Origin of the sequence: Flavobacterium sp. (assembly GCF_039916025.1) — a bacterium.
Lineage (GTDB): Bacteria > Bacteroidota > Bacteroidia > Flavobacteriales > Flavobacteriaceae > Flavobacterium.
In genome coordinates, this window is record NZ_JBDSMB010000111.1 from 1 (window position 1) to 11,112 (window position 11,112).

The following is an 11,112-nucleotide window of genomic DNA, read 5'->3' on the forward strand; positions in this document are numbered from 1 at the left end:
GTATTTTAGGTAAAAATAACGGGTAGTTTTGGGGAAACTATTTGTTAGCGTTAAAGATTAAAATAAAAATTTAACTACAAAAACAAAGTCGATTAAACGCATCCATTTTCGTTGAAACGAAAGTAAAAGTTTGACTTTCAAATTCGTCAAATTGTTAACATCACGCGTTAACTTGTTAATATGTCTATTTTTATTCGGAAAAATGCTTACAAAAAACCCAAACTTAAAAGTTTGGGTTATATGGATTCCCATCTACACGGGAATGACAATAGGAATAATTACATTTTCATTAGCCAATTCCTAACAGAAACTTCATTATTAATCAGTTCTCGTAAGTCCGAAATCTTAACTCTATCTTGTTTCATTGAATCTCTGTGACGGATAGTTACCGTTTCATCTTCCAAAGTTTGATGATCAACCGTAATACAGAAAGGAGTTCCAAGTGCATCCTGTCTTCTGTAACGTCTTCCAACAGCATCTTTTTCATCATACGCCACGTTGAAATCCCATTTTAAATCTTCGATGATTTTTTGAGCAACTTCCGGCAAACCATCTTTTTTTACCAAAGGTAAAACAGCTGCTTTCGTTGGCGCTAATACCGATGGCAAACGTAAAACCGTTCTTGTCGAACCATCTTCCAAAGTTTCTTCCTGCAATGAAGTAGCAAAAACTGATAAGAACATTCTATCCAAACCAACCGAAGTTTCCACTACATAAGGAACATAGTTCGAATTGGTTTCGGTATCAAAATATTGCAGTTTTTTACCTGAATATTGTTCGTGTGCTTTCAAGTCAAAATCGGTTCTCGAGTGAATTCCTTCTAATTCTTTAAAACCAAATGGGAAGTTAAACTCAATATCAGCGGCAGCATTAGCATAGTGCGCTAATTTTTCGTGGTCGTGGAAACGGTAATTCTGTCTTCCTAAACCAAGAGATAAATGCCAGTTCAAACGGGTTTCTTTCCAGTATTCGTACCATTTCATTTCTTCGCCCGGCTTTACAAAAAACTGCATTTCCATTTGCTCAAATTCACGCATACGGAAAATGAATTGTCTTGCGACAATCTCATTTCTAAAGGCTTTTCCGGTTTGTGCAATCCCAAAAGGAATTTTCATTCTTCCGGTTTTTTGCACGTTTAGGAAATTCACAAAAATTCCCTGTGCCGTTTCCGGACGCAGGTATAGATCCATTGCGTTTTCTGCAGAAGCTCCCAATTTAGTACCAAACATCAGGTTGAATTGCTTCACATCTGTCCAGTTTCTTGAACCCGTTTCCGGATCTGCAATTTCCAATTCTTCGATAAGGTTTTTTACATCTGCCAAATCACCAGAACCTAATGAACGTCCCATTCTTTCGAGGATTTCTCTTTCTTTCGAAAGATATTCCATCACTCTTGGATTGGTTGTTTTGTATTGTTCTTCATCAAAAGAATCGCCAAAACGCTCGCGTGCTTTTTCGATTTCTTTCTTTGCTTTCAGATTTAATTTTTCGGCATAATCCTCAATTAATACATCAGCACGATATCTTTTTTTAGAGTCTTTATTGTCAATTAATGGATCATTGAATGCATCAACGTGACCAGAAGCTTTCCATGTAGTTGGATGCATCAAAATTGCGGCGTCAAGACCAACAATGTTTTCATGCATTTGAACCATGGCTTTCCACCAATATTCTCTAATATTCTTTTTTAATTCTACTCCGTTTTGCGCATAATCATACACTGCGCTCAAACCATCATAAATTTCACTCGACTGAAATATAAATCCATATTCCTTCGCGTGTGAAACTACGTTCTTAAATAAATCTTCTTGTTTCGCCATAATGCTGCAAAAATATAAAAACCGAATGTAAAAAATTGATTAAAAAACGATTAGAATAACATTTTTTCATACTTTTATGTAAGAAAAATTCTTTTTTTATGATTCCGCATCTTATAAACCTATTTTTTCCTAAGTCATGCGCTGGTTGTCATTCTTTTTTATTGAATGATGAAAAGGTGATTTGCACGCAATGCCGCCATGAAATTCCGTTGACAAATCATCATAAAATTGCCGAAAATGAAGTGATTCAAAAGTTTTATGGAAGGATTCCGTTGGAGTTTGGCGCGTCGTTATTCTATTTTCATAAAAAAGGAATTGTTCAGGAAATAATCCACAAACTCAAATACAAAGGACACGAAGAAATCAGCGAAACTATTGGCAGTTGGTATGTTGATGAATTAAAAGATCTCGAACAAATGAAAAGCATCGACTACATCATTCCTGTTCCGCTGCACAAAAAACGTCTTCGCGAACGCGGCTATAATCAGGTGGAAGGTTTTGGAAAAGCATTGTCAACAAACTTGAATATTCCTTATGAAGACCAAATTTTGCAACGAAAATTATACACCAAAACACAAACCAAAAAGAATCTTTTAGGAAGGAGTGATGTTATTGATAATGTGTTTGAGGTTTCATTTTCTGAAAATCATCACGGCAAACATTTTCTGCTGATTGATGATGTAATTACAACTGGATCAACTTTGGAATCGTGTAGCCGTGCTTTATTGAAAATTCCAAATGCCAAAATTAGTGTTGTTTGCATGGCGATGACACATAATTAAATAACTGGCTATTAAAATATTGCCTATATTTGAGAGACTTACAATTAAATACATCAATATGAGAAAGCTGTTTTTATTGCTAGCCATTACTTTTTTATTTCAAAGCTGTTTCACCTATAAACAAGTAGACATGAATCCATCAAAAATGGTAATAGGTGAAAAATACAAAATCGAACGCAATCATAAAGTTTCCAAAGTGGTTTTAAAAAGTATCACAGACAGTTCAATTGTTGTGTCAAAAGGATGGAAAGAAAAACAAATTCCATTAAACGAAATCACTAATATGAGAAAACGCAAGCTTTCTGTTGTTAAATCTGTTGTTATGCCTCTCGCGGTAACAGCTTCAGCAGTTTTAGTCTTTGCGCTTTCTTTTAGTCCCGGAATGGGAGAGATTTCGCTGGTTAAAGGTTCTAACTAAGAAATCTGCATTACATACAATTAATTCTATTTGTTAAGTTTCCCAAAAAACATTTCATTCACACTAAATATAATTGTTATTTTGTGTTTTGAAAAAACAGCCGTATGCCAAAATCTATTTTCAGATTTCTTTGTTTCGTTTTAGTTGTCTGTATGGCAAGCTGTGCCAAACGTGGCAGTATAACTGGCGGTAGTAAAGACACGCTTGCTCCAGTTTTAAAAGCAAGTTTCCCTAAAAATTTCTCGACTAATTTTAATGGCAGGGAAGTCAAATTGGTTTTTGATGAATATGTCAAGCTGAAAAACATCAACAAACAGTTGATTATTTCGCCACCAATGAAAAATCAACCTGAGATTTTACCACAAACTGCCAGTAAAATATTGACAATTAAAATAAAAGATACACTTCAGCCAAATACAACCTATAGTTTTAATTTCGGGCAAAGCATTGAAGATAATAATGAAGGAAATCCGTTTTCGCAATTCAAATATGTTTTCTCAACCGGAGCATATATAGATTCGTTGAAAATAAAAGTCAAAGTGAAAGATGCTTTGGAAAAAAAGGTAGATAATTTCGTTTCGGTGATGCTATATGAAATCAATGAAAAATTCAATGATTCCACTATATATAAGGAATCTCCGAGATATATCACGAGCACTTTAGACAGTCTGGAAGTAGTCAGTGTTGAAAATATTAAAGCCGGAAAATACCTTTTAGTAGCATTGAAAGACAATGGAAATAATAAATACAACCCTAAATCTGATAAAATTGGTTTCCAGAAACAATACATTACCGTTCCAAATGATACTATTTTCGAAGTAGAATTATTTAAGGAAAAACTTCCTTTTAAAGCTGTAAAACCAACACAAGCTTCAGGGAATAGAATGATAATGGGATACGAAGGCAATCCAAAAGAAATGAAAGTAACCATTAAAAATGGTTCAGAAATCATTCCTTCTTTGGTTACGCAATTCCCTAAAAAAGATTCCGTTCAGGTTTGGTTTAAACCTATAAAATCAGACTCTTTGCAGGTTGCCGTTGAAAAAGACAGCTTCAAAAAAGACTTTGTAGTAAAAATTAAAAAGCAAAAAGTAGATACGCTGAACATTGGTCCACTCTTCAGCGGAACGCTTCCCTTAAGAGAACGGTTTACTTTAAACAGCAATACTCCGTTAGTTAAGTTTGACAAGTCAAAAATTTCAGTTTTCAAAAAGGATACTGTTGCTGTTCCTTTTGAAACGGAATATGACGATTTTCAGCAAAAGCTGTATTTCAATTTCAAAAAAGAACCTTTGGAACAATATAAAATCCAATTGATGCCAAGTGCTTTGACTGATCTTTTTGAAAAAACCAACGACACCTTAACGTATAGTATTGCAACTAAAAATGAATCGGATTACGGGAATATTAAAGTAGTTTTAGAAAACGTAAAAAGATATCCTGTTATTTTGGAACTGACCGACAAAGATGGAAAAGTAAAAGCAACAGAATATGCAGAAAAAGGCAATATTGTTGAGTTTATCGGTTTAGAACCAATCAATTATACACTTCGTTTAATTTATGACGACAATAATAACAAAGTTTGGGATACCGGAAATTTCATCGATAAAAGGCAGTCTGAAGAAGTAATCTATCTACCCGAAGAAATAGCGCTTCATGCCAATTTTGATTGGGAACAATCTTTCAATGTTGGTGCTAAATAATTTCGAACTTATCTTTATCATCAAGGAAAGCAAGCTTTTTTCTGGTTTCCAACAGTTGCTCTTTATCTAAAGCTACAATAAAAATCCCTTCTGTTTCCTGTGGTTCAAGGATATAATTTCCAAGAAAATCAACGGCTTGAGAATGCCCAACATATTCGTGATTGTTATTGTCCGAACCGATTCTATTCACACCAATAGTATAACACATATTCTCGACTGCTCTTGCTTTTAGCAAAATATCCCAGGCATTTACGCGCGGTTTTGGCCAATTTGCAACATATAGCAATACATCATAGTTTTCTGCATTTCTGGAAAAAACCGGGAAACGCAAATCATAACAAACCAACGGGCAAATCTTAAAACCTTTGTATTCTACAATCAATTTTTTGGTTCCGGCTGTGTAAAATTGATGTTCACCAGCCAACGAAAACAAATGTTTTTTGTCATAGGTTTTGATATCTCCATTTGGAAAAACAAACACCAACCGATTGTAATAATTCCCTTTTTCTTCAATAACCAAGCTTCCGGTTATAGCACAGTTTTTGGCTTTCGCCAAATGCTGAAGCCACGAAACGGTTTCGCCTTCCATGGTTTCTGCCACCGCTTTTGGATTCATCGTAAATCCGGAAGAAAACATTTCAGGAAGGACAATCAGATCAACTTCTTCCATAAAGCCATTGATTTTTTGAACTAAATGGCTTCGGTTTTCCATTGGGTTTTCCCAAGAAAGTGATGTTTGTACAAGTGCTATTTTCATAGTTATTTGATTATTATCTCGTCAATAAAAATAAAAGCATCGCCACCAGAACCCTGATGCCATTCGGGAAGTTTTCCAAAATTGTAGGCTTTGATTTTCACATATCTTCCTACTATATCTTTGGCAAAACTAAAATTTTTGATTTTGTTTCCATCTTCTTTTGCATCAATATCATTAGTAACTGTTCCCGCTAAGGTATAGTTAATATTATCTGACGAAACATAATATTCAACTCTGGTTGGCATCAAAATCCATGAACGTGAATCCTGCAGAAATATGGAACTCATGTAATGAATCAGAATCTCTTTCTGTAAATCGACCACAGCTTCGAAATCCTGTCCCTGATAACCCTGCCAATCGCCTTTACGCCAGTTTGCTGTTCCATAAATTCCGTCAATCAGTCCTTCTGGTCCGCCAGCATGATACTGTGGACTGTATGTTGGTTTGATGTAAATGGTATAATTGTTTGGTTTTTTAAAGAATGTGGCTGAAATAATATTGCTCTCAACTTTTCCATTTATGCTTTTTGCCAGAATTTCAGTGTTTGAATCTATATTAAATGGCTGTGAATAGGGAACAAAATCCTTGTCTTTTGTTTTATCATTGACTCCATTATTAATCATATAAAATATTTTGTCTCCCGAATTTTGAGAAACAATTTCCACTTTCATTTTGTCTTTAAACGATTTGCTTGCTGCATTGATAACCGGAACTGGAACAATTGAATAATAGGTGCTCACATTCTTATCTGAATCATATCCTTGTAAATCGTAATTGAGGAATATGTTCTTTGTAATTTCGTCTGTCAATTCTTTTGAGGTGTTATCTTCAAAATTGATTTTAGCTTTTTGAAAATAGGGTTTCGTAGTTATCCAGAAAGAACTTCCTGGTGTTACATCATAAATCCCCAACGAACTCAATACATACCAGGCGCTCATTTGCCCGCAGTCTTCATTTCCAATCAAACCATCAGGCGAGTTTTTGTAGAAATTATCTAAAATGAAATGCACTTTCTCAGTAGTTTTTTCGAGTTTGCCAACATAATTATACAAATAAGCAATGTGATGGCTTGGTTCGTTTCCATGGGCATATTGACCAATCAATCCCGTAACATCTGCCTGTTCGCGTCCCGTTGTTTTACTTTCGCTGTTGAACATTTCATCCAGTTTGGCTTCAAATTTTTCTTTTCCGCCGTAAGCCTCGACCATTGCCGGAATATCCTGTGGCACAAAGAATGAATACTGCCACGAATTGCCTTCGGTAAAATTGTTGTTGATTTCCTTTGCATCAAAAGGTTTGTCCCAGCCACCATTTTTCTTTGGGCGCATAAAACATGTTTCCCAATCAAAAACATTTTTCCAGCTTTGAGCGCGATTCATAAAGTAATTGTAATCGTCTTTTTTATCTAAAATCTTCGCCATTTGTGCTATACACCAATCGTCATAAGCATATTCTAAAGTTTTAGAAACGCTTTCGTGCTCGTCATCCATAGAGATAAAACCATTTTTTTTGTAAGCTTCTAAACCTAAATGATCAAGCATTGCCGAATGTTTTGCCGCTTCAAAAGCTTTTTCATAATCAAAACCCTGAATTCCTTTTGCCATTGCATCAGCCATCACCGAAACAGAATGATAACCAATCATGCAATCGGTTTCATTCGAAGCTAATTCCCAAACCGGCAATCTTCCACCTTGTTCATATTGTTTCAAAAATGTATTGATAAAATCGGCTGTGCGTTTCTTCTCAATCAAAGTATATAACGGATTAGCCGCTCTGAATGTGTCCCAAAGCGAGAAAACTGAATAGTAATCAAATCCTTCCGTTTGATGAACTTGGTTATCTCTGCCGCGGTATTTCCCATCGATATCCTGCGCTATGTTTGGCTGCACCATTGTATGGTATAAAGCCGTGTAGAAAACTGCTAATTTATCCTTGTTTGATTCCGTTATTTCAATTTTGGCTAATTGTTTATCCCAGAGCAGTTCGGCATTTTTCTTTGCTTTATTGAAATCCCAGCCTTTTATTTCTGTCATATTTAATTTTGCTCCTTCATCACCTGTTGGTGAAAGCGACACTTTTACCAGAATCTTATCTCCTTTTTTAACCTGTCTTGAAAAACTCAATGCCATTTGGGTTCCAACAAAGAAAGTATCGGTGTTTTTAGCCGGAGCAAATCCGTTGTTTCTGACATTGTTGATTTTCATCGGAACATTAAATTCAATTCGGGCATATACAATCTGATCTCTTGCCCAGGCTTCGCTTCTACGCAGAATTTCGATTGTTTTGCTGTTAATGATTTTCACTTCTCCCTGAATTAATTTATCTCTGTGATTCAAATCAAGGATAATGTTGGCTTTTCCGTTTTTATTGAATGTATATTCATGGAATCCAACTCTTGTAGAAGAAGTCAATCTGACATTGATATTATGTTTATCAAGTTTCACCGCATAGAATCCGGCTGTTGCTTTTTCATTTTTATGAGAAAAAGTTGAGCTGTATTCTTTTGGGTTTAATGTCGGTTCACCCATAATCGGCATCAGCATGATATCGCCAAAATCGGTGCAGCCTGTTCCGTTTAAGTGGGTATGTGAAAATCCATAAATCGTAGTATCGTCATGATGATAACCTGAACAACCATCCCAACTACCATCAATCCTGGTATCTGGTGAAAGTTGTACCATTCCAAATGGAACTGTCGCTCCGGGATAAGTATGTCCGTGTCCACCGGTTCCAATCATCGGATTGACGTATTGATGGTAATTTTGACCGATTGTCAAGGTCGGGATTAAGAGGATTAAGAATGAAAGTAGCTTTTTCATTTTGCTATGTGTTGTTTTATTCCGCTGCGCTCAATACAATTCGTCTTCGCCTCGGGTGTTCTTCAAAGATAAAAAAAGCTTTTAATAAAATCCAAGTTCAACATAAACCGGCAAATGATCCGAAGGATATTTTAAATCCTTTGAATCGCTCAAAACAGCGTATTTTTTAACTTTAAAAGGATTGTCTTTTGATAAAAAGATATAGTCAATACGTTTGGTAACCGCTTCATTGTGTTTGAAAGCATTAAGAGTTCCGCTTGGTCCAAAAGGTTTCTCTTCAGAAATATCGCGACTGTCCAACATTTCTTTTTTTAGATTAGTAATTCGCTCTTCTGTGGGTTCCGAATTGAAATCGCCCATGAAAAACACAGGGTAATTTTTAGTGTTTAATGTTTTGATTTTGGTCAGAATTAATTGAATGGAATTCGTACGTGCTAATTCGCCAATATGATCCAAATGCGTATTGAAAACCCAGAACGTCTGTTTGGTTTTCTTGTCTTTCAGCAAAACATAAGTGCAAACCCGATTCAGCATGGCGTCCCAACCTTTGGAAATTACATCAGGAGTTTCCGAGAGCCAAAAGGTATTTTCCTGGAGTATTTCAAATCGGTCTTTCTTGAAAAAAATGTTCGAAGATTCACCTTTCCCAACGCCGTCTCTGCCAATTCCGGCATAATTGTATTTTGGCAGCAAAGTCGCAATATCAGTTACCTGATGCGGTAATGCTTCCTGAATTCCAAATACATCGGGTTCATAAAAAGCTAATTGTGAACAGAAATATTCCTTGCGGTTCGGCCACGAGTTTTCTCCGTCAGAAGCTAAATCCAAACGGATGTTATAGGTCATTAGTTTTAGATTTTGCGCTGAAACTAAGCTGGAAAGTGAAAAGACAATCAGTAAAAGTAAACGTGAAATTAGCAGTTTCATTTGTCTAGTTGTTTACATCAAATATACATTTTTCTGAGCAGGAATGCGTGAGCGATTGCAGTGGAAATCCTTTTTAGGATTGCCCTGTAGTAAAACGGAAGACAATCCTAAAAAGATTGGAACGTAAAGCGCGGCCCGAAGGGACACGCCCCAAAAAAAAATGCGCCCAAAACTGAACGCACTTTTATTATTGCCTTATGCTTTGGGTAATGCCCATTTATTACTTTAAACTCGCTGCTAAATATTCTCTGTTCATGCGGGCGATGTTTTCCAGTGAAATTCCTTTGGGACATTCCACTTCGCAGGCACCGGTATTTGTACAGTTTCCGAATCCTTCTTCGTCCATTTGGCGGACCATATTAAGAACACGCGCTGTAGCTTCAACTCTACCTTGTGGCAACAAAGCATATTGCGAAACTTTGGCGCCAACAAATAGCATTGCTGAACCATTTTTACAACTCGCCACACAAGCGCCACAACCAATGCAGGCTGCAGCTTCAAAAGATCTGTCTGCATCGTGTTTTGGAACCGGAGTTGCATTCGCGTCAATCGTTCTACCCGAAGTATTTACCGAAACGAAACCACCGGCTTGCTGGATTCTGTCGAAAGAACTACGGTCAACCACCAAATCTTTAACAACCGGGAAAGCTTTGCTTCTGAATGGTTCGATAAAAATGGTATCGCCATCCTTGAATTTACGCATGTGCAATTGGCAGGTTGTAGTTCCGGTTTCCGGTCCATGTGCTCTACCATTGATGTATAACGAACACATACCGCAGATTCCCTCACGACAGTCGTGATCAAATGCTACAGGAGATTGTTTATCGTTAATTAATTGCTCGTTCAATTGGTCTAACATTTCCAAAAATGAACTTGCAGTTGAAACATTATCTAATTTATAAGTTTCCATGCTACCTTTAGCTTTTGCATTTTGTTGACGCCAAATCTTAAGGTTGATATTGATATTTTTTGCTGCACTCATGTGTTTTATTTTAAGTGATTGGTAATTAGTAATTGGTGACTAGCTTTTTGCTAGAGAGTTATAAAATGCATTAATCATTTTACTTTCTTCATTAATCAAACTACTTACCTTATTATATATTTCTAAATCCTGGATAAATTCCAATTGCTTAGCTATTAGTAATTGTGTTTCCAACTCGTATAATGAACCTCTTGAAATATCAATAAAATGGCTTAAAGATTTATCAGTATTTCTTCCATAACCCTCCGCAATATTAGAAGGAATTGAAACCGAAGCTCTTTTGATTTGACTTGTCAAAGCATATATTTCTTCTTGCGGGAAAGATTTAGTTATCTTGTAAGTTAACAAAACTATATCTATTCCTTTTTGCCAAATCAATAAATCTTTATATGTTTTTATTTCTCCCATACTATTCACTAATTACTAATCACTAATTACTACTTGTAGTTACGCGCTGCAATTTTTATAAACTCGTATTTCAATTCTTCCTTGTTCAGGATTTCCTTGCTGATGTCGTAACCCATATATTCCCACGCGCCAACAAAAGAGAAGTTTTCGTCATCACGAAGTGTTTCACCTTCTGAATCCTGATATTCTTCACGGAAGTGACCGCCACAAGATTCGTTTCTCTGAAGTGCATCCATTGCCATTAATTGACCTAAATCGATAAAGTCGGCAACACGAAGTGCTTTTTCCAACTCTGGATTTAACTCGTCTGAAGTTCCCGGAACGTAAACATCTTTGTAGAATTCTTCTTTTAGCGCCGCAATTTCAGCGACAGCTTCGGTTAATCCTTTTGCATTTCTTCCCATTCCAACTTTGTTCCACATAATCAAACCAAGTCTTTTGTGGAAATGGTCAACCGTTTTAGAACCGTTGTTGTTCAGGAATTTATTGATTGTTT

At 36.1% G+C, this 11,112-nt stretch carries 9 protein-coding genes and 1 pseudogene; 3 read left to right on the forward strand and 7 right to left on the reverse strand.

All coding sequences use genetic code 11. The features are described 5' to 3' along the window. Nucleotides 1–278 precede the first annotated feature (278 nt). Nucleotides 279–1,820, reverse strand: a complete 1,542-nt coding sequence (locus ABIQ27_RS07755) for a glycine--tRNA ligase (RefSeq protein WP_348033267.1) — start codon at nucleotides 1,818–1,820, stop codon at nucleotides 279–281. A gap of 98 nt (nucleotides 1,821–1,918) precedes the next feature. Here ABIQ27_RS07755 and ABIQ27_RS07760 point away from each other — a divergent pair, with 98 nt between their 5' ends. From ABIQ27_RS07760 to ABIQ27_RS07770, 3 genes are all read left to right on the forward strand, one after another. Then, nucleotides 1,919–2,602 (forward strand): ComF family protein, encoded by a 684-nt coding sequence (locus ABIQ27_RS07760; protein WP_348033269.1) that lies wholly within the window; start codon nucleotides 1,919–1,921, stop codon nucleotides 2,600–2,602. Nucleotides 2,603–2,732: 130 nt separating this feature from the next. Beyond that, nucleotides 2,733–3,020, forward strand: coding sequence for a hypothetical protein (locus ABIQ27_RS07765; RefSeq protein ID WP_348033271.1), 288 nt, complete (start codon nucleotides 2,733–2,735; stop codon nucleotides 3,018–3,020). Nucleotides 3,021–3,124: 104 nt separating this feature from the next. Continuing rightward, nucleotides 3,125–4,723 carry an Ig-like domain-containing protein gene (locus ABIQ27_RS07770; RefSeq protein WP_348033273.1) on the forward strand — a complete coding sequence of 533 codons (1,599 nt, stop codon included), beginning with the start codon at nucleotides 3,125–3,127 and terminating at the stop codon, nucleotides 4,721–4,723. Here ABIQ27_RS07770 and ABIQ27_RS07775 read toward each other — a convergent pair. The 6 genes and pseudogenes from ABIQ27_RS07775 to ABIQ27_RS07800 all read right to left on the reverse strand — a co-directional run. Next, complete coding sequence (locus ABIQ27_RS07775) at nucleotides 4,716–5,480, reverse strand: amidohydrolase (RefSeq protein ID WP_348033275.1); 765 nt, start codon at nucleotides 5,478–5,480, stop codon at nucleotides 4,716–4,718. The genes ABIQ27_RS07770 and ABIQ27_RS07775 overlap by 8 nt on opposite strands. Before the next feature lie 2 nt (nucleotides 5,481–5,482). Further along, complete coding sequence (locus ABIQ27_RS07780) at nucleotides 5,483–8,299, reverse strand: GH92 family glycosyl hydrolase (protein ID WP_348033277.1); 2,817 nt, start codon at nucleotides 8,297–8,299, stop codon at nucleotides 5,483–5,485. An 81-nt stretch (nucleotides 8,300–8,380) separates the two neighbouring features. Then, entirely contained in the window at nucleotides 8,381–9,226 is an 846-nt protein-coding gene (locus ABIQ27_RS07785) for an endonuclease/exonuclease/phosphatase family protein (protein WP_348033278.1), read from the reverse strand. Nucleotides 9,227–9,446: 220 nt separating this feature from the next. Then, nucleotides 9,447–10,208, reverse strand: coding sequence for a succinate dehydrogenase/fumarate reductase iron-sulfur subunit (locus tag ABIQ27_RS07790; RefSeq protein WP_348033280.1), 762 nt, complete (start codon nucleotides 10,206–10,208; stop codon nucleotides 9,447–9,449). A 39-nt stretch (nucleotides 10,209–10,247) separates the two neighbouring features. Next, nucleotides 10,248–10,616 (reverse strand): four helix bundle protein, encoded by a 369-nt coding sequence (locus tag ABIQ27_RS07795; RefSeq protein ID WP_348033282.1) that lies wholly within the window; start codon nucleotides 10,614–10,616, stop codon nucleotides 10,248–10,250. A 29-nt stretch (nucleotides 10,617–10,645) separates the two neighbouring features. Further along, a pseudogene (locus tag ABIQ27_RS07800) lies at nucleotides 10,646–11,112 on the reverse strand (fumarate reductase/succinate dehydrogenase flavoprotein subunit); the annotation flags it as partial.